We start from the raw sequence: 18,329 nt of genomic DNA on the forward strand, positions 1-18,329 counted from the left end.
CGTCTTCGTTATCAAGCCCCTGCCTCAGCCGGAAGCCCCTTGGCTTTCGTCGAAGCACGCCATCTGTTAGCGTCCACACCGTTCCAGAGTTCATCTGGGGGAGATCTGCTCAAGACAGCCTTGGAGGGACCAGGCGATGACCCGCGACCAGATGGTTGCCCACCTGCGCGCCGCCAATGAGGTCGCGCGCGAGACTGCCGCGCACGGGCATCATCCTTTCGGCTGTGTGCTCGTCGGTCCCGACGATCGCATCCTGATGCGGCAAGGCAACATCAACACCGTGCGCCACGCCGAAACCGAACTCGCCCGGCGTGCCGCGGACGCCTATCCGCCGGAATTCCTCTGGTCCTGCACGCTGGTCACCACTGGCGAGCCCTGTGCGATGTGCACTGGAACGCTCTACTGGGCCAATATCGGCCGGCTGGTTTACGGCTATGAGGAAACCAAGCTTCTCGCGCTGACTGGCGACCATGCCGAGAATCCGACGATGAACCTCTCGTCGCGCACGGTCCTCGCCTCCGGGCAGAAGCCGGTCGAGGTCCACGGTCCCTTCCCCGAGATGGACGAGGAACTCCTCGCCCCGCATATCGGGTTTTGGCAGCGCTAGGAGAACTTGACTTCGAAACCGGCTAGGCCGGCAGTTCGATGTCGTGGCCGCCGACCGCGGGCAAAGCAGGGTCGTCGCCAGCCGCGGCGATGACGCTGTCGAGCAGGCCGGGGAAGCGGGCGTCGAGATCGGTGCGGCGCAGCGTGATCATGCGGTTGGTGCCGACCACTTCGGCGCGGGTGACGCCGGCTTCGCGCAGTTTGGCCAGGTGATAGCTGAGGTTGGTCTTCGAGCCGAAGTCGAGGAACTGGCTGCAGTTCAGCGCCACGCCTTCCTTGCTGGCGAGATAGCGCACGATGGCGAGCCGGGTCGGGTCGCCAAGCACGGCGAGCACGATCGGCAGGCTGATCTGGTCTGTGTTGGGGTGCGGCAAGGTCATGGCCCGAAACTAAGCACAGTCGGTGGCGATTTCAACGCGTGGCTCTTTCTGTGCCCGTACATACTGTTTCTCCGTTTCGCTATTGGCCCAATGGCTGTCCTGACACAGGGCTGTCAGCAGGCTTCAGCTATTTTCGCCTGGCTTCATTGACATCATGCCCTGTTATGTCCAATTGTTCAATAACTTTTGAACTAAGGACACCCCCAATGGACAAGCGCCTCTTCTGGCTTGCGCTCGGATCGTTCACGATCTCGACCGAAGGCTTCGTGATTTCCAGTCTGCTGCCCGATATCGCTGGCGACGCGGGCATTTCGATTCCGCTGGCCGGCACGCTGATCACCGCTTTCGCGCTCGCCTACGCCATCGGCACGCCGATCCTGGCGACGCTGACCGGCGAATGGGACCGGCGCCGCGTCATCCTGTGGACGCTGGTGTTCTTTGTCATCGGCAATCTGGTGGCAGCACTAAGCTCCTCCTTCGAACTGCTGCTCATTGCCCGTATCATCATGGCGCTGTCGTCGGGCCTGTTCGCGGCGACCGCGCAAGGCACGGCGGTGGCGCTGGTCGATGACCATCACCGGGCGCGAGCCATTGCCGTGGTTGTCGGCGGCACCACCGTGGCGGTGGCGCTTGGCGCCCCGCTCGGTGCGCTGGTCGCGACGATTGCCGGCTGGCGCGGTACCTTCTTTGCCATCGCCGGGCTTGGCGCGCTGGTCGGCGCCATCCTGTGGTATCGGCTGCCGCGCGGCATTGTCGGCACCAGGCTGCCGCTGCGGCGCCGGCTGGCCGCGGCGCTGCGCCCCGGCGTCATGCCGATCCTGTTGACCACGGCTCTCGCCCTGATCGGCGCTTTCTCGGTCTTTTCCTACATCGCACCGCTGGCCATCCAGAGCGGCGGTTTGAGCCCGCTGGCGCTGCCCGGCATGCTGCTCGCCTTCGGTGTCGGCGCCGTCATCGGCAACATTGCCGGCGGTCAGGCGGCCGACCGGTTCGGTGCGACGCGCACCGTCGGCTGGTCGCTGGCGCTGAGTGCCGCGATGCTGGTCATGCTCTCGGTCGTGCCGACCTTCCTGCCGCAGCACATCGCCGGGCCGGTGCTGATGGCCATGATGGTGCCGTGGGGCATGGTCGGCTGGGCGTTCCCGCCGGCGCAGGCTAGCCGCATCATCAAGCTGGCGCCCGACGCAGCACCGATCGTGCTGTCGCTCAACGCGTCGGCGCTCTATCTCGGCGTTGCGCTGGGCGCGGTGGTCGGCGGTGCCGTGCTGCGCTACGGCGTGCCGGCCGATCTCGGCCTCATCGCCGCAATCTTCCCGCTGATCGGGCTTGGCGTGGTGCTGGCTGGCCGCTGGGCGGCCCGCCCGGTCGCCGTGCCGGCGGAGTAACCTGCTTGTAGAACCTTACTGACGGCCGCTCTTTCAGTCCTGAAGGGCGGCCGCCGGCATTTCGTAATCCAGCGCCGCGACTTCATCCAGCATGGCGCGCAGCTCTGCCGCCCGGTCCTTGCCGACCATGTCCTCAAAACGCTGCTGGGCAAGGCTCCACAATTTCGTCGCCTCTTCGAGCTTGGCGAGGCCCTGGCTTGTCAGGCGCACACGCTTGATGCGGCGATCGTCCTTGTCGGCGAAGGTCTCGATATAGCCGTCGCGGATCAGCGGCTTCAGTGTGTGGCCGAGCGCCGACAGATCCATGACCATCTCTTCGGCTATGGTGCCCATCGCCGGCTCGCTGCCGACATAGATCTGGTAGAGCAGGCCGTATTGCGTGCCCTTCAGGCCCGAAGGCGCGATCACATCGTCATAAAAGCGGCTGAGCTTGCGCGCGGCGCGCCGCAGCGTGGCGTTGTTGCAAGGGCTGAATCCCGGCATCGCAGTCTTGGTCATCACGGCTCCTTGGCCGGCAAAGCGTCTGCCGGCATGCCGCAGAAATAGTTTCTGTCGCCGCCGTTGACAAGATAGTGGCATATACCTATTTCGTTGATAGTTGTATATGCCACTAATTAGAAATCAGGCGGCGGGATGAGAGATTTCCGTCTCGCCGGGCAGCACCAAAAGGAACAGGACAATGAGTGGACAGGACAACAAGGGCACGGCAGTCATCACCGGCGCATCGGCGGGCATCGGCGCGGTCTATGCCGACCGGCTGGCAGGGCACGGCTACGATCTGGTGCTGGTGGCGCGGCGCGCCGACCGGCTCGAGGAACTGGCTGAAAAGCTTCGTTATGCCTACCAGCGCAAGGTCAGCGTGATTGCCGCCGATCTCGCCGACGACAATGATATGCGCCGCGTCGAACAGGCGATCGCGGCCGACGACAGCGTGACGCTTCTGGTCAACAATGCCGGCATCGGCGGCCAGGCCGTGGTGGCAACGGCCGACGCAGACGAGGCCGAGCGCATGATTAAGGTCAATGTCATTGCCTTGACCCGCCTGACCCGCGCCGTGCTGCCGGGGCTTTTGGCGCGCAACCGCGGCGCCATCGTCAACATCGCCTCGGTGCTCGCCTATGAGACCTCGTTCGGCGGCATCTACAGCGGCACCAAGGCCTATGTCGTCAACTTCACCGAGGGACTGCACCGCGAGGTCGCGGGCACCAATGTGAAGGTGCAGGCAGTGCTGCCGGGTGCGACCCGCACCGATTTCTGGGAGCTTGCCGGCAGCGATATCGACCAGCTGCCGAAGGAAATCATCATGAGCGCCGACGACATGGTCGATGCCGCGCTCGTTGGTCTGTCCCGGGGTGAAGCCGTCACCGTGCCGGCGCTTGCCGATGCGGCCAAGCTCGACACCTTCCTTGGCGCAAGGCAGGCCTTCTACGGCAACCTGCACGCCGACAAGCCGGCTGCGCGCTACGCGGCTTGAGCTGACAGGACTTGGGTTCCTCGCCCCGCAAAGCGGGGAGAGGTGGCCGCGAAGCGGCCGGAGAGGGGGCTTCGTAGGGCTGATGCCTTGCGGAGTCTCGCTACCATCGTTGCGCCAGCCCCCTCTCCGTCTCGGCTTCGCCGAGCCACCTCTCCCCCATTTCATGGGGGCGAGGAACTAGCGCTAAGCCCCCCGCCACATCGGAATGATCGACGCCGCCAGCACCAGCGCCAGCACGATGTTGAGCGCGCGCCATTGCCATTCGGTCTTGAGCAGCCGTGCCAGCACCATGCCGGCGACGCACCAGATGGACAACATCACGGCGGCCGCCAGGCCAAAGGTCGAGCCGAGCAGCAGTGCGAGTTGTCCCGGTCCGTCGGCAAGGGCTGCGAACGAAGCCGCGGCGCCCAGGCCCATCGCCCAACCCTTGGGATTCAGCCATTGGATGCCGGCGCCGCTGAGGAAACTGGTGGGCTTGGCCATCGTGACATCGAGATTGGGCGGCCCGGCGCGGCCGATCTTGATCGCCAGCCAGACGAGATAGAGCGAGCCGACAAGTTTCATCGCCAGCTGTAGCGATGGCACGGCGAGCAGCAGTCCGGCGAGCCCGGCGGCCGCGGCTCCCGTTACCGTGGCAAGACCGGTGGCGCTGCCCGTCATCAGCGGGACGGAACGGCGGAAGCCGAATTGCGCACCGGAGGCCGTCGACAGCGTGGTCGCAATGCCAGGCGTGCCGGTTGCAATGATTGCGAAAACGACAAGGGGAATGATGGGCTCGAACATACTGATATCCTCGGTGGGCTGCCATCGTAGCCGCGCAGCTACTTCAGTAAATGCAATGTTTGCGATGCCCAGCATTAGCAGGTATAATGCAAGCCATGATCCGAAACCTCGACACGGCGCTGATCCGCACCTTCGTCACCGTCGCCGACAAGGCCAGCATGACGGCGGCGGCGAATGCGCTGCATTTGACGCAAGGCGCCGTCAGCCAGCAGGTCAAGCGGCTTGAAGAGGCGCTCGGCTGCAGCCTGTTCGAGCGCGACCGGCGCGGCTTGCGGCTGACGCGGCCTGGCGAGCGGCTGTTCGGCAAGGCAAAGCGGCTGCTCGGCCTCAATGACGAGATCTGGGCCGAGATGGCGGGCACGGAGGTTGCCGGCCAGGTGCGGCTCGGCGTGCCCTACGACCTCGTCGGCACCTTGCTGGCGCCGGTGCTGAAGGCCTATTCGGAAGCCTATCCACGGGTCGAAATCTCGCTGCTCTGCGCTGCCTCGCCGGACCTTACCGCTGCCCTTGCGGCCGGCACGATCGATCTTGCCGTCATTGAGGAACGGGTTGGCCCGACGGCCGGCGAGTGCCTCGCCATCGACCGGCTGGTCTGGGTCGGGGCCAAGGGCGGCGTTGCCCGCGCCAAACGGCCGCTGCCGGTGTCGATCGTCGCCGACACCTGTGCCTTCCGCCCGGTGGTGTTGTCGGCGCTGAACGAGCATGGTTTGGAATGGCGCACCGTGTTCGAAAACGGCAACATCGACGCGACGACGGCGACGGTGCGCTCCGACCTCGCGGTCACCGCCTGGCTCGCCTCCACCGTGCCTGCCGATCTCGACATTCTGCCCTTCGATGCCGGGCTACCGCCGCTGCCGAATTTCTCGATCAACCTGCATCTGCCAAGATTTGGCGCGGCCCCGGCGGCGCAGGAGTTTGCGCGGTATATCCGGGATGGACTGGCGCGGCGGGCGGTGGCGGCATAGGCCAGGCCACTAGTTCCTCGCCCCCACGAWTGTGGGGGAGAGGTGGCTCGGCGAAGCCGAGACGGAGAGGGGGATTGGCGCTGCGGTGCCAAGTTTTCACAAGGTATCCGCCCTACGAAGCCCCCGCTCCGGCCGCTTCGCGGCCACCTCTCCCCCGCTTTGCGGGGCGAGGAACCCAAGTCCTGTAAAGCTACTTCCAGTTCTTGCGTCGCTCGAGTTCAGCGTCGGACGGCTCCTGCGTGACAAACGACCCGACCTTGATCTCGCCGCCGCGTTCGTAGGTCGCCATGATGACGCCGGTGGTCGTGGCCTGCGACTTGACGAGCTTGAAGGCGGCCCGGCATCGCGCCACCATCGAACAGCCGCTTGCCCTTGCCCAGCAGCAGCGGGAAGATCATCAGCCGGATCTCGTCGATCAGCCCGTTGGCGAGCAAGGTCTGGATCAGCTCGCCCGAACCCTGGATGAGCAGGTCAGGTCCATCCTCCTTTTTGAGGCGGCGCAACGCCGCGACGATATCGTCGCCAAGCCATTGCGTGTTCTCCCAGGTGAGTGTGTCAGGCCGATGCGTCGCCACATATTTGGTCGCAGGATTGAAGGCATCTCCGATCGGATCGTTCTGGTAAGGCCAGTATGCGGCGAAGATGTCGTAGGTTCTGCGGCCGAGCAGCAGGGCGAAAGGTTTGGAGAACAGTTCTTCCATGGCGACGCCGGCCACCTCGTCAAAGTAGTGGAAGGTCCAACCGCCGAACTTGAAGCCGCCGACCGGATCTTCCTCGGGACCACCTGGCGCTTGCATGACGCCGTCCAGGCTGACGAAGGTGGCGGCGATGATCTTTCGCATTGGATTTTTCCTTCTCTTTGGTCCGCGCCGTCAGGGCCGGACTTCGATCCAAGGACGCACAAGTCAGCGGCCATCCGACAGGTAACGGCAAAAAACGACACCTATTGCCGCTGTCGCCTGCCGCCAAGCGCCTGCGACGAAAACCAGACGTCGCCGATGACAGCAGTGGCGGTCCGGTCCGGCGCCCTGTCCGATGTCAGCCAGATGGAGCGGCTTCGCGCCGCTTGCTGGAGGTCGGGGATTTTAGCCGCTGAGCCGGCGACCGAGGCGCCTACGCAGGGGATGAACCATGAGCGCATGAACGGGTCGCAGGCAAAGCCCTTGTCGGTGCGGGTCACCATCACCGCAAGGCCGACGCTCTGGGCCGGGCGCCAGGGGAAGATCATACGGCCGCCGGGCTTCAGCGCCCGCAGCCATCTAACCGGTGGGGCGACGACGCCAGCGTTGACATAGATGATGTCGGATGGCGGCAGATCGCTCGTGACCGCATCGGCACGGACGACGCTCACGTTGCGATAGGTTTCGAGGTTCTTTGTCGCTTTGGCGGCAAGGTCGGCCTCCAGTTCGAAGGCGGTCACCCGGCCCGGTGAAACCAGCCGGGCCAGCAAGGCGGTGTAGTAGCCGGTGCCGGCGCCGACATGGGTGACGGCCTCGCCTGGTCTGGGGGCGATCCTGCCGATCCACATGGCGTGCAGCGAGGGTTCGCCATTGTTGATGCCTTTGTCGGCATCGAGCGCCACCAGCACATCCTGATAGATGTGAACCGGATCGGCGCTCGGCGTCATGATCTTGCCGGTGCCGGTGATGAGCGCCCTGCCGGCGACCACCGTCCACGGGCCGGGACCGAGAAAGGCCTCGCGCGGCACTGCGGCGAAAGCCTCTTCGAGGCGCGGATCGACCGAGCCGGCACTGGCCGCCATCAGCTGCGCATAGAATTTTCTTGCGTCTTCGACACTTGTCATGATGCGCTACAAAATAGCGCGAAGCGCCGGTTTGTCTCGCTCGGAAGAAGCAGAAAAATCAACCGACGCCGAAGATGGTGTCGTAGAGCAGCTTGAAGTTGAGCACCAGGATGATCGCCGCGACCACCCAGGCAAGCGCGGCGACGCCGCGCGGAATGGCAAGGTTGCCCATCTTCTTCTTGTCGGAGACGAACTGCACCAGCGGGATGACCGCGAAGGGAAGCTGCATCGACAGGATCACCTGGCTGAAGACCAGCAACTGGCCGGTGCCCTTTTCGCCGTAGAGCGCGGTGACGACCACCACCGGGACGATGGCAATACCGCGCGTCAGCAGCCGGCGCGCCCATTGCGGGATGCGCAGGCGCAGAAAGCCTTCCATGACGATCTGGCCGGCAAGCGTTGCGGTGACGGTCGAGTTGAGGCCGGAGGCGAGCAACGCCACCGCAAACAGGATCGAGGCGATGCCGAGGCCCAGCAGTGGCGACAGTAGCTCGAAGGCCTGGCCGATTTCGGCGACATCCTGGTGGCCGGTGCCGTGGAAGGCGACAGCCGAGACGATCAGGATGGAGGCGTTGACGAACAGCGCCAGGACAAGCGCGATGGTCGAGTCCGTCGTCGCCCATTTGATGGCATCGCGCTTGCCTTTTTCGGTCCGTTCATATGCACGCGTCTGCACGATCGAGGAATGCAGATAGAGATTGTGCGGCATGACGGTGGCGCCGATGATGCCGATGGCGATGTAGAGCATCGCCGGGTTGGTGACGATCTCCGTCGACGGCACGAACATCGAATGCAGGATCGAGCCGACCGGCGGGGCGGCGGCGAAGATCTGGATGGCGAAGCAGCCGAAGATGATGATCAAAAGCGCGATGACGAAGGCTTCGAGATAGCGGAAACCCTTGTTCATCAACAAAAGCACTATGAAGGCGTCGAGCGCCGTCAGCATGGCGCCGCCGATGAGCGGAATGCCGAACAGAAGCTGCAGCGCAATCGCCGTGCCGATGACTTCGGCGAGGTCGCAGGCGATGATGGCGAGCTCGCAGGCGATCCACAGCACGAAACTGACCGGGCGGGGATAGTAGGCGCGGCAGGCCTGGGCGAGGTCACGGCCGGTGGCGATGCCAAGCCGGGCGGCAAGCGCCTGCAGCAGGATCGCCATCAGGTTGGACAGCATGATGATGAACAAAAGCGTGTAACCGAACTGCGCGCCGCCGGCGAGGTCGGTCGCCCAGTTGCCCGGATCCATATAGCCGACCGAAACCATGTAGCCCGGTCCCATGAAGGCGAACAGGCGGCGGAACCAGACGCCGGTCTGCGGCACCGCGATCGTGGAATTCACCTCGCGCAGGCTCGGCGGATTGTCCTCCGGCCTGTCAAATCGCCAGGCTGATCCCACGGTTGCGTCGGCTTCGGACATGGAGGGCTTTCCACTGGATGGATTGGTTGATGTCATCCTATCTATGCCAGGGCTCAACATTATGCAATAGGCTATATTTCATTGTATGTGCTTCCTATAAGGGCAGCCGATGGACGCGCTGGGGGTGATCGCAAACGCCGGTTGCGCCTGCCCTGGAATGCAAATAAACGGCTGGAACAGTTAAGCCCGTGCTATGAATGGCAAAGGGCGATTGATTTGTCGAAAGCCAAAGAGGGAACAGGTATTGGCGCTGAAGCATAAACCGGTTCGACGCGAGGAGCCGCTTCCGGACGCCGATGTCCATTCCGAAGGCTTCCGGCATACGCGCGAAGCGCGCCGCAGCGCGCTGGTAGAGGATTATGTCGAGCTGATCGCCGATCTCATCGAGGACGGCAACGAGGCGCGCCAGGTTGATATCGCGGCAAGGCTGGGCGTCGCCCAGCCGACGGTGGCCAAGATGCTGACCAGGCTGTGCGCTGACGGGCTTGTCTCCAGAAAACCCTATCGCGGCGTGTTCCTGACCGATGCCGGCCGCAAGGTGGCGGAGGAAAGCCGCATTCGCCACCAGACGGTGGAGGCCTTTTTGCGCTCGCTGGGCGTCAGCGCCGAGACGGCGCGCATCGATGCCGAAGGCATTGAGCATCATGTCAGCGCCGAGACGCTCGAAGCCTTCCGCAAAGCGATGACCGCGCCGCGCTAAGGCTCGCCGACCCCGGACCAAAGTCCACCGGAACCTCCGCATTCGACGCACGTTGCTCCTGAGATCGCGTCACGCGACAAGGAGGAAATCATGGGCGTCGAACAGGCACCGACCGCGAAGGGCAAACAGGCTGCCAAGGGATTGAAACAGGCTGCCGCAAAGGACGAGCGCAAGACCGAAGCCGAAACTGGCCGGCCACTGAAGAAGGGCGCCGCGCGTTTCGAGGAACGCTCCAGGAGTTCGGACGGCAAGAGCGCCGGCGCCAAGCAGAAGAGCTGAATTCCCGTCGCAAGCGCGCAGCCTATTCTTCGCTCACATCCTGCACCCAACTGCGCGGATGGCCGTCGACGCGGAACTGGAAGATGAAGTAGGGCGGGATGCAGGTGCCCTTGCCGGGCTTGGCTTCGGCCAGATCGTCGTAGCCGGCGGTGCAGATATAGTCCTCGCGGCACGGGTGCGCCTTGTCGCAGGCGCGCAGGCCGGCGGTCTTGGTGAATTCGCTGGTGCAGGATTTGTGATCCTTGCCCGATGCGATGCAATCGTTGAAGCCGGTCTTGGCGAGGCGGCCGCATGTCGCCTCCTCGGGAAGCTTGTCGCAGCTCGCCTTGCGCAGCATGCCGCCGGGAAAGCCGCCGGTCTTCTGCTCGGGATTGTCGTAGCGCTGGCGCGCCGCGCCGTAGCCGGCGAGCTTGATCACCGGTTTCTTGTCGCGCGCCGGATCGATGGCACAGGCCTTTGCCGTAGCGGGCGAGAGGCGGCAATACTGGTCGCTGCCCCATGTCGACATCTTGATCTCGCCGAACTCGACGGGGTCGCCGACGGCGGTGCCCTTTTCGCTGACGCAGGTGCCGAAGCCCGGATGGATGGCGCTTTCATGGACACCGGCGCAGCGCAGGCCGGCGCCGCAGCTCCAGTCCTTGAAGCTCGCATCCTCGCCGCGATAGCAGATCGAGCCCCAGCCATTGTAGAGGTCGGTGCCTTTCAGCGCCTCGGCATATTTGGCATCCGGGCGGGCGGCGAAACCTCTGGTGAAATCAGGATGACCGCCGGCGGCGAAGTCCTCGACGATTGCGCGGCGGCGCGGCAGGTCGGCGAAGAACACAGCCGACCCCGGCACGAAGACGGCGTTGCGGCGCGGCTCGCTGGCCGGATCGGCGCCGGTATAGTGGAAGCCAGCAATGCCATGCGTCTGGTGGCAGCCGGTGCAGGTCATCTCGTTCAGGCGAAGATTGAAGCCAGCCACCGATTTCACACTGCGCAGTTCGTTGCCCCTGGCGACGTAGTCCTTCAGCGCCTTCTCTATTGCCGCATCGTCGAGCAGCCCATAGGCGATGTTGTTTTGCGATCTGGCCATGCCGCCGGGCGCGACCGAGACGGCGCTGGTCGCCAGGAATTTGTCGTCGATCACCAGCCGGCCGCGATCGAGATCATAGATGTTGCGGTCGGTGAGCAGCCATTTGGCGAAGGCCGGCCGATCGGCCAGCACGATCTTCCTGTCGATCTGGTTCTCCATCTTTGATTCCTGGAAAGTCGAGCTCGCCGGATCCCATTTGAAAATTTTCAGGAGATATTCGGCATGGCCGCCGAAATCGCGCCGGCTCGACGCCGACAGCCGCAGAACCTGCATGTTGAGTTCAAGCCGCATGATCTGCGAGGAATTCAACATGGCGTTGGACAGCGGACCTTCATCGGAGCGCAGCCACGCCGCCAGCTGATCGGGCGCAAGATCTTTCTGGCCGGCGGCCAGCCAGCGCTCGGCGACGTCCGCACACGACGCGGCGGTAGCGCTTGGACGGTCTCTCGAAGCGCGGGCGCGGGCCTCACCAGGCTTGGCATTGAAGACCAGGCTCATGGTCAGCGGCAGGCGCGATGAAATGCGCTGGGCAGTCTTTCCCCCGATTGGCTTTCCCTTCGCCGGCTTCTCCGCCACCGAATAATGGAAACGATAGATCAGCCTGATCTCTCCGCATTCGGTGTGGCCGAGATAGCCGCGGTCCATGCGGTTGACGACGCCGGTCAGGTCCAGCGTCGAGCCGTCATCGTCGATGTATTTCGGGTTGAATTTCTGGCTGGGGTCCTTCGACTTCGCCATCGCGGCGACATAGGGGTCGGGACTGCCGGCCGGTTCGTCGGCGATCTCCTGCTTTACGGCGTTGCGCACCGGGGTCAGCGCACGCACCGAAAACAGGCCGCGATTGTCGACCTCACGCGTCAGGCCGAGCGCCGGGCCGAGCAGGCGGCTGATCGACAGGCCGCCACGCTCGAGCGCCTGCAGCGTGTCGGGATCGGTGACGGCGACGCTGGAATCGAGCGTGACGGAGCAAACCGGCCATGAGCCGAGGCACAACAGCACCGCCAGCAACAGAAATCGGCTGATCGTCCGCAAGCCCCCGACACCCCCTTTCGAACCGGATGCTACAGTGCGCAGGCCGCCTCGGCCAGAGGCGAAGCCGCGATGCCGCTGCCGCGAAAAATACTGTGACTTGATGCAACCATTGGGATATTCGTTTGTTGGGTCGGACCGGGCCATACCATCGGCCGGGTCTGCCGGGAATTTTGCATCACGGGGAGTTGCCATGCTCTGGAAGGGCCGCCGTCAGAGTGACAATGTCGAGGACGAGCGCAGCGACAGCGGCGGCGGTGGTTTCGGCGGCGGCAGCCCTGGCCAGTTCCGCGTCCCGATCGGCGGCCGCACCGGTGGCGGTGGCAGCATCCTGCTCGTCATCCTCGTGGTGCTGGCCGGATGGTATTTCGGCTTCGATCCATCGCAGATCCTGGGCACAGGCGACAGCGGCGGCGTACTACCGGGCGGCGGCGGCCAGATCACCGACAACAGCGGCGGCCAGGACGAGGGTGCCGGTACGCCTGCTTCCGACGAGATGAAGCAGTTCGTGGCGACGGTGCTGGCCGAGACCGAAGAGACCTGGACCGGCATCTTCCAGTCACAGGGCCTGAAGTACGAGGACCCGAAGCTGGTGCTGTTCAGCGGGCAAATCCGCTCGGCCTGCGGCTCCGCCTCGACGGCCGCCGGTCCGTTCTATTGTCCCGGCGACCACAAGGTCTATCTCGACACCACCTTCTTCCAGCAGCTCGACCAGCAGTTCGGCGCCTCGGGCGATTTCGCCCAGGCCTATGTGATCGCGCATGAGGTCGGTCACCATGTGCAGAACCTCACCGGCATCCTGCCCAAGTTCAACCAGATGCGGCAGTCCATGGGCGAGGCCGAGGCCAACCAGATGTCGGTGCGCATCGAGCTACAGGCAGACTGCTTCGCCGGCGTGTGGGCACACTTCACCGCGCAGAAGGGCATTCTGGAACAAGGCGACATCGAAGAGGCGCTGAACGCCGCCAAGCAGATCGGCGACGACACGCTGCAGAAGAAGATGCAGGGCTATGTCGTGCCGGAAAGCTTCAACCACGGTACCTCGCAGCAGCGGCAGACCTGGCTGGCGCGCGGCTACAAGAGCGGCAAGCTGTCGGATTGCAACACGCTGACAGGTCCAATCTGAGGCGCTCGCACGCTTCAGTCGCCAGGGTTGAAAGCGCATCCGTCGACGGCCGATTCATCACCGGCAACAGATGTCAGGAGGAGAACGCCTAAGGCGTTCTCCTATTGTTCCAAAGTGACGCCTCGCTTATAACGAGCGCCCGCCCAAGGGCGGTCCCAGGGAGCAGACGCCATCATGATCGACCCCAAAACCGCCAGGCGGGGCCTTGCGCTCGTCTTCACCACGCTGCTGCTCGACATTATCGGCTTCGGCATGATCATGCCGGTGCTGCCCGCCTTTCTCAGGGAATTGAGCGGCGTCGGCATCAGCGAAGCGGCGATCGAGGGCGGCTGGCTGTTCTTCGTCTATGCCGCGATGCAGTTCTTCTTCGCGCCGATCATGGGCGGCTTGAGCGATCGCTTCGGGCGGCGGCCGATCCTGCTTGCTTCCGTGCTCACCTTCTCGATCGACAATCTGATTTGCGCCATCGCCTGGTCCTATCCGATGCTGTTCATCGGCCGTGTGCTGGCCGGGATTTCTGGCGCCAGCTATTCGACGACGTCGGCCTTCATCGCCGATATCTCCAACGACGACAACCGGGCCAAGAATTTCGGCCTGCTCGGAATAGCCTTCGGCGTCGGCTTCGTCATCGGGCCGGTGCTGGGCGGGCTGCTCGGCACGTTCGGGCCGCGCGTGCCGTTCTATTTCGCCGCTGGGCTTGCCTTCGTGAATTTTTTGATCGCGCTGTTCTTCCTGCCGGAAACACTGGAGCAAAAGCACCGCCGCCGCTTCGAATGGAAACGCGCCAACCCGGTCGGCACGCTGCTGCAGATGCGCCAATACAAAGGCATAGGTTGGATCGGGCTGACCTTCTTCCTGATGACGCTCGGCCATATGATGTATCCGGCGGTGTGGTCGTTCGTTTCCAACTATCGCTATGGCTGGAGCGAGCAGCAGATCGGCTTCTCGCTTGGCGCCTTCGGCCTGTGCGGTGCGATCGTCATGGCGACGGTGCTGCCGCGCGTGATTCCCAAACTTGGCGAATGGAGGACGGCGGTCATCGGCCTGACATTCACGGCGGCCAGCGCCTTCGGTTACGCCTTCGCCTCGCAAGGCTGGATGATCTATGCGGTGATCGTCGTCGGCTGCCTGGAAGCGCTGGCCGATCCGCCGCTGAGGAGCCTTGCCGCCGCCAAGGTGCCGCCTTCGGCGCAGGGCGAATTGCAGGGCGCGATGACCTCGATCTTCTCGATCACCTCGATCATCACGCCGCTGCTTTATACCGCGATCTTTTCCTGGTTCACCGGGCCGAATGCGCCGGTCGTCTTCGGTGGCGCGCCCTATCTGCTCGGCGCGTGTTTCCTCACGCTTGCAGTTATCGTCTTTGTGACGAAAGTGGCGCGGCCGACGGCGGTGAGAAGCGCCGCCACCGGCGTAGCTGAAGATGGAGCGCAGGTATGAGCCATGACAGCCGCATAAAGCTGACCAAGGATGGGGTGTCGCTATCGCGCCTGGTGTTCGGCGCTTGGCGCCTGCTCGACAGTGCCGCCCGCCCGGATGCCGATCAGGTCGCCCGGTTGATCGGCAACGCAGTCGACCTTGGCCTGACCAGCTTCGACCATGCCGATATCTACGGCAATTACGAGGTCGAAGCCGCCTTCGGCGCCGGACTGTCGCGCTGGAAGGGCAGGCGCGACAGCATCGAGCTAATCTCGAAGTGCGACATCATGCTGGCCTCCGACAACCGGCCGCAAAACCGACTGAAGCATTACGACACCAGTGCCGGTCACATAACGGCTTCGGTCGACCGCTCGCTCAGCAACCTCGGCACCGACTATCTCGACCTGTTGCTGCTGCACCGGCCGGACCCGCTGATGGATGCCGACGAGACGGCGGCGGCCCTTGCCGGCCTGGTCAAGTCGGGCAAGGTGAGGGCGGTTGGCGTTTCCAATTTCACCCCGTCGCAGTTCGACCTGTTGGCCTCGCAGCTGCCGTTTGCATTGGCCACCAATCAGATCGAGATGTCGGTGCTGAAAACCAATGCGCTGACCGATGGCAGCCTGGATCATGCGCAGCGCCTTGGCTATGCGCCGATGATCTGGTCGCCGCTCGGCGGCGGCTCGCTGTTTACCGGCAAGGAAGGCCGCGAGGCGCGGGTCAGGGCAGCAATCGCGGCAGTGGCAGCTGAAACCGGCGTGGGCGATCTCGCGGCGGTTGCCATCGCCTGGCTGCTGCGCCACCCGGCGCGGCTGGTGCCGGTGCTCGGCACGATGAAGCCGGAACGGCTGGCGGCCATGGTCAAAGCGCTGGAGATTACCCTCGACCGCCAGCAATGGTTCGCCATTCTGGAGGCGAGCGAAGGCCGGCCGGTGGCGTAGGCTCAGGCCCGCTCGGCCAGCAATTCCTCGCCGCGCTTTTCACGGATCAGGTTGACGAAGCGGCGGAACAGATAGTGCGAGTCCTGCGGGCCGGGTGAAGCTTCGGGGTGGTGCTGGACCGAGAACACCGGGCGGCCGGTGAGCGCAATGCCGCAGTTCGAACCGTCGAACAGCGAGACATGGGTTTCCTCGACACCTTCGGGCAGCGAGTCGGCATCGACGGCAAAGCCGTGGTTCATCGAGACGATCTCGACCTTGCCGGTGGTGTGATCCTTGACCGGGTGGTTGGCGCCGTGGTGGCCCTGATGCATCTTGGCGGTCTTGCCGCCCAGCGCCAGCGCCAGCATCTGGTGACCGAGGCAGATGCCGAACACCGGGATGTCGGTCTTGAGCAGGTCCTGGATCACCGGCACGGCGTAGTCGCCGGTGGCTTCGGGATCACCGGGGCCATTGGAGAGGAAAATGCCGTCCGGCTGCATGGCCAGGATCTCTTCCGAACCGGTGTTGGCAGGCACCACGGTGACCTTGGCGCCGAGGCCGGAAAGCAGGCGCAGTATGTTGCGCTTAACGCCGTAGTCGATGGCGACGACGTGCATCGACGGCTCGGCCTGTTCGCCAAAGCCTTCATTCCAGACCCAGGGCGTTTCGCGCCAGACCGAGGACTGGCCCGAGGTGACTTCCTTGGCGAGGTCGAGCCCGATCAGGCCGGACCATGCGGCCGCGCGGCGCTTGAGATCATCAAGGTCAAAGACGCCGTCGGGTGCATGCGCGATGACGGCATTGGGCATGCCTTTTTCGCGGATCAGCGCGGTCAGTGCGCGGGTGTCGATGCCGGAGAGCGCGACGATGCCGCGCTTCTTCAGCCATTGGTCGAGCCCGGTGCCGGCGCGGTAGTTGGACGGGTTGGTGACATCGGCCTTGAACACCGCGCCGACGGCGCCGGCGCGGGCGACCGGGTTCAAGTCTTCGATGTCCTCGTCATTGGTGCCGATGTTGCCGATATGCGGGAAGGTGAAGGTGACGATCTGGCCGGCATAGGACGGGTCGGTGAGGATTTCCTGGTAACCGGTGAGCGCGGTGTTGAAGCAGACTTCGGCAACGGCGGAACCGGTGGCGCCAAGGCCGCGGCCCTCGATGACCGTGCCGTCGGCCAGCACCAGAAGGGCGGTCGGCTTTTCGGTTGCCCAAGGCGGGGTCAGTCCGGGCGTTATCTCGGCCATGGCGGCGCTCCTGTCAGGTTGCGCGCTTCGATGGCGGGCCATCGGCGCAGCAAACGGCGCGGCCGATTTCTCGAGCCTGCGCGCGTAAATTCATTGTCTTATGCAAGGCCGAGTACATAGGGGAAGGCGCCAGAGCGGTCAATGATGCCGGGCCAAAACGGCGGACATTTGTTTCGTCGAACGATATCATAGGCTTGGCGGGTTTGCTTTACAGGTTCGCCACGGTTATTGTCCGCGCCGTTTGAAGGAGAAAGCATCATGCGCGCAAAAATCGCCGAATCCCTGAAGACCGCGATGAAGGCGCAGGACAAGCACCGGCTGCCGACGCTGCGGCTGATCCAGGCCGCCATCCACGACCGCGACATCGCCAATCGCGGTTCGGGCAAGGAGCCGGCCAGCGACGAGGAGATCCTGCAGATCCTGGCCAAGATGGTGAAGCAGCGCGAGGAATCGGCCAAGGCCTTCGAGGACGGCAAGCGGCCGGAACTGGCGGCGCAGGAGCGCGGCGAGATGGAGATCATCCGCGGCTTCCTGCCGACGCAGCTGGACGACGCCGCAGTGACGGCGGCGGCCCGCGAGGCGATCGCAGCCACTGGTGCGGCGAGCCAGAAGGACATGGGCAAGGTGATCGCCGCGCTGAAGCAGAAATATGCCGGCCAGATGGATTTCGGCAAGGCGAGCGGCATCGTCAAAGGCCTGCTGCAGTAGGTATTGTCTCTCGCTACGTCCGGCCTGCGGGCCGGACGCCAAGCCGTCTGTCGTCATGATCGAAATCGTCAAACCCGCGCTCGAACATCTGCCATCCTACAAGGCCGCGCTCGAGCGCGGCTGGTCGCCGGATAATGTGCGGCTCGAAGAGGCAACGCGCGAGCAGCTTGTGGCGATCGAAGAGGATCCGGTGGCATTCCTCGCAAGCCTCGACGATCCCGAAGCCAAGGGGCCGCCGATCGCTCTGCCCGACGGCACGACAGTGCCGCGGCTGCCTGGCTTCCGGCGGTGGATCTGGGACGGCGAGGCCGCCGGCTCGATCGGCTTTCGCTGGCAGCCCGGTACGGCTGCGCTGCCGTCGCATGTGCTCGGCCATATCGGCTATGCCGTGGTGCCCTGGAAGCGAGGACGCGGCTATGCCACTGAAGCGCTGCGGCTGATGCTTCCCGAGGCGAGGGCAGTCGGCCTCGCCTATGTAGAGCTCACCACCGACCTCGACAATCCGGCCTCGCAGAAGGTGGTGCTGGCCAATGGGGGCCGGTTAGTTGGGCCGTTCACCAAGGACGCCGTGTATGGCGGCGCCGAGAGCTTGTTGTTCCGGATCGATCTGTAGCGCGCGGGTCAGGCGCTATTCGCCGGGCTTGGCCAGCCTACCCTCTTCCGCCTTGTGGTAAAACTGACTTGCCACCAGCCAACCCTTGAGCGGCCGCAGGGGTGGAATGCATGTGGCAAAAACTATGGGCAAAGAAACGAAGACATGGAACCACATGGAGGGTTCAAAGGTCACTTGCGCCCAGACGGCGAACAGCACGGAAGGCACGCAGGCGAAGCAGATCACGAAGAAGGCAGGGCCGTCGGCCGGATCTGCAAAAGAGTAGTCGAGCCCGCAAACCTCGCATTTTGGCGCAAGCGTCAGAAACCCGTTGAACAGCCTGCCTTCTCCGCAGCGGGGGCAACGGCCGCGAATTCCGACTTGCCATGGCACAAGCGGGGGATAGTGCGCGTGATCGTGCATGATGGT

General features: G+C 64.2%; 19 protein-coding genes and 1 pseudogene. 11 read left to right on the forward strand and 9 right to left on the reverse strand.

Going from position 1 to position 18,329, the window contains the following annotated elements; translation table 11 throughout:
- Positions 1–136: 136 nt before the first annotated feature.
- Positions 137–607, forward strand: coding sequence for a nucleoside deaminase (locus AC1DZ8_RS12725; RefSeq protein WP_477400969.1), 471 nt, complete (start codon positions 137–139; stop codon positions 605–607).
- Positions 608–629: 22 nt separating this feature from the next.
- Here the strand turns inward: AC1DZ8_RS12725 and AC1DZ8_RS12730 are convergent, their stop codons facing one another.
- Entirely contained in the window at positions 630–986 is a 357-nt protein-coding gene (locus tag AC1DZ8_RS12730) for an ArsR/SmtB family transcription factor (protein WP_477306148.1), read from the reverse strand.
- Positions 987–1,192: 206 nt separating this feature from the next.
- Here AC1DZ8_RS12730 and AC1DZ8_RS12735 point away from each other — a divergent pair, with 206 nt between their 5' ends.
- A complete protein-coding gene (locus AC1DZ8_RS12735) occupies positions 1,193–2,371 on the forward strand; it encodes an MFS transporter (protein ID WP_477306150.1) in 1,179 nt (392 codons plus the stop codon).
- Positions 2,372–2,404: 33 nt separating this feature from the next.
- On the opposite strand, the gene AC1DZ8_RS12740 is transcribed toward AC1DZ8_RS12735, so the two are convergent.
- Positions 2,405–2,869 carry a MarR family winged helix-turn-helix transcriptional regulator gene (locus AC1DZ8_RS12740; RefSeq protein WP_477306152.1) on the reverse strand — a complete coding sequence of 155 codons (465 nt, stop codon included), beginning with the start codon at positions 2,867–2,869 and terminating at the stop codon, positions 2,405–2,407.
- A 181-nt stretch (positions 2,870–3,050) separates the two neighbouring features.
- On the opposite strand from AC1DZ8_RS12740, the gene AC1DZ8_RS12745 reads away from it, so the two are divergent.
- Complete coding sequence (locus AC1DZ8_RS12745; RefSeq protein ID WP_477306154.1) at positions 3,051–3,845, forward strand: SDR family NAD(P)-dependent oxidoreductase; 795 nt, start codon at positions 3,051–3,053, stop codon at positions 3,843–3,845.
- A gap of 183 nt (positions 3,846–4,028) precedes the next feature.
- On the opposite strand, the gene AC1DZ8_RS12750 is transcribed toward AC1DZ8_RS12745, so the two are convergent.
- Positions 4,029–4,628 (reverse strand): LysE family translocator, encoded by a 600-nt coding sequence (locus AC1DZ8_RS12750; RefSeq protein ID WP_112396989.1) that lies wholly within the window; start codon positions 4,626–4,628, stop codon positions 4,029–4,031.
- Between the two features lie 86 nt (positions 4,629–4,714).
- On the opposite strand from AC1DZ8_RS12750, the gene AC1DZ8_RS12755 reads away from it, so the two are divergent.
- Positions 4,715–5,593, forward strand: coding sequence for a LysR family transcriptional regulator (locus AC1DZ8_RS12755; protein ID WP_477306157.1), 879 nt, complete (start codon positions 4,715–4,717; stop codon positions 5,591–5,593).
- A gap of 190 nt (positions 5,594–5,783) precedes the next feature.
- On the opposite strand, the pseudogene AC1DZ8_RS12760 reads toward AC1DZ8_RS12755, so the two are convergent.
- The 3 genes and pseudogenes from AC1DZ8_RS12760 to AC1DZ8_RS12770 form a co-directional block, all read right to left on the reverse strand.
- Positions 5,784–6,435, reverse strand: a pseudogene (locus tag AC1DZ8_RS12760) (dihydrofolate reductase family protein).
- A 101-nt stretch (positions 6,436–6,536) separates the two neighbouring features.
- Positions 6,537–7,397, reverse strand: a complete 861-nt coding sequence (locus AC1DZ8_RS12765) for a protein-L-isoaspartate O-methyltransferase family protein (RefSeq protein ID WP_477306159.1) — start codon at positions 7,395–7,397, stop codon at positions 6,537–6,539.
- A 58-nt stretch (positions 7,398–7,455) separates the two neighbouring features.
- On the reverse strand, positions 7,456–8,814 hold the full coding sequence (locus tag AC1DZ8_RS12770) for an Nramp family divalent metal transporter (RefSeq protein WP_477306161.1): 1,359 nt from the start codon (positions 8,812–8,814) through the stop codon (positions 7,456–7,458).
- A 244-nt stretch (positions 8,815–9,058) separates the two neighbouring features.
- Between AC1DZ8_RS12770 and mntR the strand changes: the two genes are divergently transcribed.
- A complete protein-coding gene (gene mntR, locus AC1DZ8_RS12775; protein ID WP_477306162.1) occupies positions 9,059–9,514 on the forward strand; it encodes a manganese-binding transcriptional regulator MntR in 456 nt (151 codons plus the stop codon).
- A gap of 90 nt (positions 9,515–9,604) precedes the next feature.
- Complete coding sequence (locus tag AC1DZ8_RS12780) at positions 9,605–9,793, forward strand: hypothetical protein (RefSeq protein ID WP_352589710.1); 189 nt, start codon at positions 9,605–9,607, stop codon at positions 9,791–9,793.
- Positions 9,794–9,815: 22 nt separating this feature from the next.
- On the opposite strand, the gene AC1DZ8_RS12785 is transcribed toward AC1DZ8_RS12780, so the two are convergent.
- Complete coding sequence (locus AC1DZ8_RS12785) at positions 9,816–11,900, reverse strand: hypothetical protein (protein ID WP_477306164.1); 2,085 nt, start codon at positions 11,898–11,900, stop codon at positions 9,816–9,818.
- A gap of 190 nt (positions 11,901–12,090) precedes the next feature.
- Between AC1DZ8_RS12785 and ypfJ the strand changes: the two genes are divergently transcribed.
- The 3 genes from ypfJ to AC1DZ8_RS12800 all read left to right on the forward strand — a co-directional run bounded on the left by ypfJ (position 12,091) and on the right by AC1DZ8_RS12800 (position 15,380).
- The gene (gene ypfJ / locus AC1DZ8_RS12790; RefSeq protein ID WP_477306166.1) at positions 12,091–13,023 is read left to right on the forward strand and encodes a KPN_02809 family neutral zinc metallopeptidase; all 933 of its coding nucleotides are present in this window, start codon (positions 12,091–12,093) and stop codon (positions 13,021–13,023) included.
- Positions 13,024–13,197: 174 nt separating this feature from the next.
- Positions 13,198–14,463, forward strand: a complete 1,266-nt coding sequence (locus AC1DZ8_RS12795; protein ID WP_477400973.1) for a TCR/Tet family MFS transporter — start codon at positions 13,198–13,200, stop codon at positions 14,461–14,463.
- The gene (locus AC1DZ8_RS12800; RefSeq protein ID WP_477306170.1) at positions 14,460–15,380 is read left to right on the forward strand and encodes an aldo/keto reductase; all 921 of its coding nucleotides are present in this window, start codon (positions 14,460–14,462) and stop codon (positions 15,378–15,380) included. The genes AC1DZ8_RS12795 and AC1DZ8_RS12800 overlap by 4 nt, the downstream gene beginning before the upstream one ends.
- A gap of 2 nt (positions 15,381–15,382) precedes the next feature.
- On the opposite strand, the gene carA is transcribed toward AC1DZ8_RS12800, so the two are convergent.
- Positions 15,383–16,600: a glutamine-hydrolyzing carbamoyl-phosphate synthase small subunit gene (gene carA / locus AC1DZ8_RS12805; RefSeq protein ID WP_477306172.1), complete on the reverse strand. Its 1,218-nt coding sequence runs from the start codon at positions 16,598–16,600 to the stop codon at positions 15,383–15,385.
- A 258-nt stretch (positions 16,601–16,858) separates the two neighbouring features.
- Between carA and AC1DZ8_RS12810 the strand changes: the two genes are divergently transcribed.
- Entirely contained in the window at positions 16,859–17,308 is a 450-nt protein-coding gene (locus tag AC1DZ8_RS12810) for a GatB/YqeY domain-containing protein (RefSeq protein ID WP_477306174.1), read from the forward strand.
- 55 nt (positions 17,309–17,363) lie between these two features.
- On the forward strand, positions 17,364–17,921 hold the full coding sequence (locus AC1DZ8_RS12815; protein ID WP_477306176.1) for a GNAT family N-acetyltransferase: 558 nt from the start codon (positions 17,364–17,366) through the stop codon (positions 17,919–17,921).
- 15 nt (positions 17,922–17,936) lie between these two features.
- Here the strand turns inward: AC1DZ8_RS12815 and AC1DZ8_RS12820 are convergent, their stop codons facing one another.
- On the reverse strand, positions 17,937–18,323 hold the full coding sequence (locus tag AC1DZ8_RS12820; protein ID WP_477306178.1) for a DUF983 domain-containing protein: 387 nt from the start codon (positions 18,321–18,323) through the stop codon (positions 17,937–17,939).
- Positions 18,324–18,329: the final 6 nt, after the last annotated feature.

The sequence above is a fragment of the Mesorhizobium sp. P2_F7 genome (assembly GCF_056403695.1).

Excerpts from the sequence above, each read along its gene's own strand:
- AC1DZ8_RS12800 (WP_477306170.1), top strand. The coding sequence starts at position 14,460 with ATGAGCCATGACAGCCGCATAAAGCTGACCAAGGATGGGGTGTCGCTA.
- AC1DZ8_RS12795 (WP_477400973.1), top strand. The coding sequence starts at position 13,198 with ATGATCGACCCCAAAACCGCCAGGCGGGGCCTTGCGCTCGTCTTCACC.
- carA (WP_477306172.1), bottom strand. The coding sequence starts at position 16,600 with ATGGCCGAGATAACGCCCGGACTGACCCCGCCTTGGGCAACCGAAAAG.
- AC1DZ8_RS12735 (WP_477306150.1), top strand. The coding sequence starts at position 1,193 with ATGGACAAGCGCCTCTTCTGGCTTGCGCTCGGATCGTTCACGATCTCG.
- AC1DZ8_RS12810 (WP_477306174.1), top strand. The coding sequence starts at position 16,859 with ATGCGCGCAAAAATCGCCGAATCCCTGAAGACCGCGATGAAGGCGCAG.
- AC1DZ8_RS12815 (WP_477306176.1), top strand. The coding sequence starts at position 17,364 with ATGATCGAAATCGTCAAACCCGCGCTCGAACATCTGCCATCCTACAAG.
- AC1DZ8_RS12820 (WP_477306178.1), bottom strand. The coding sequence starts at position 18,323 with ATGCACGATCACGCGCACTATCCCCCGCTTGTGCCATGGCAAGTCGGA.
- AC1DZ8_RS12770 (WP_477306161.1), bottom strand. The coding sequence starts at position 8,814 with ATGTCCGAAGCCGACGCAACCGTGGGATCAGCCTGGCGATTTGACAGG.
- ypfJ (WP_477306166.1), top strand. The coding sequence starts at position 12,091 with ATGCTCTGGAAGGGCCGCCGTCAGAGTGACAATGTCGAGGACGAGCGC.
- AC1DZ8_RS12745 (WP_477306154.1), top strand. The coding sequence starts at position 3,051 with ATGAGTGGACAGGACAACAAGGGCACGGCAGTCATCACCGGCGCATCG.
- AC1DZ8_RS12755 (WP_477306157.1), top strand. The coding sequence starts at position 4,715 with ATGCAAGCCATGATCCGAAACCTCGACACGGCGCTGATCCGCACCTTC.
- AC1DZ8_RS12750 (WP_112396989.1), bottom strand. The coding sequence starts at position 4,628 with ATGTTCGAGCCCATCATTCCCCTTGTCGTTTTCGCAATCATTGCAACC.
- AC1DZ8_RS12730 (WP_477306148.1), bottom strand. The coding sequence starts at position 986 with ATGACCTTGCCGCACCCCAACACAGACCAGATCAGCCTGCCGATCGTG.
- AC1DZ8_RS12765 (WP_477306159.1), bottom strand. The coding sequence starts at position 7,397 with ATGACAAGTGTCGAAGACGCAAGAAAATTCTATGCGCAGCTGATGGCG.
- AC1DZ8_RS12740 (WP_477306152.1), bottom strand. The coding sequence starts at position 2,869 with ATGACCAAGACTGCGATGCCGGGATTCAGCCCTTGCAACAACGCCACG.
- AC1DZ8_RS12780 (WP_352589710.1), top strand. The coding sequence starts at position 9,605 with ATGGGCGTCGAACAGGCACCGACCGCGAAGGGCAAACAGGCTGCCAAG.
- AC1DZ8_RS12725 (WP_477400969.1), top strand. The coding sequence starts at position 137 with ATGACCCGCGACCAGATGGTTGCCCACCTGCGCGCCGCCAATGAGGTC.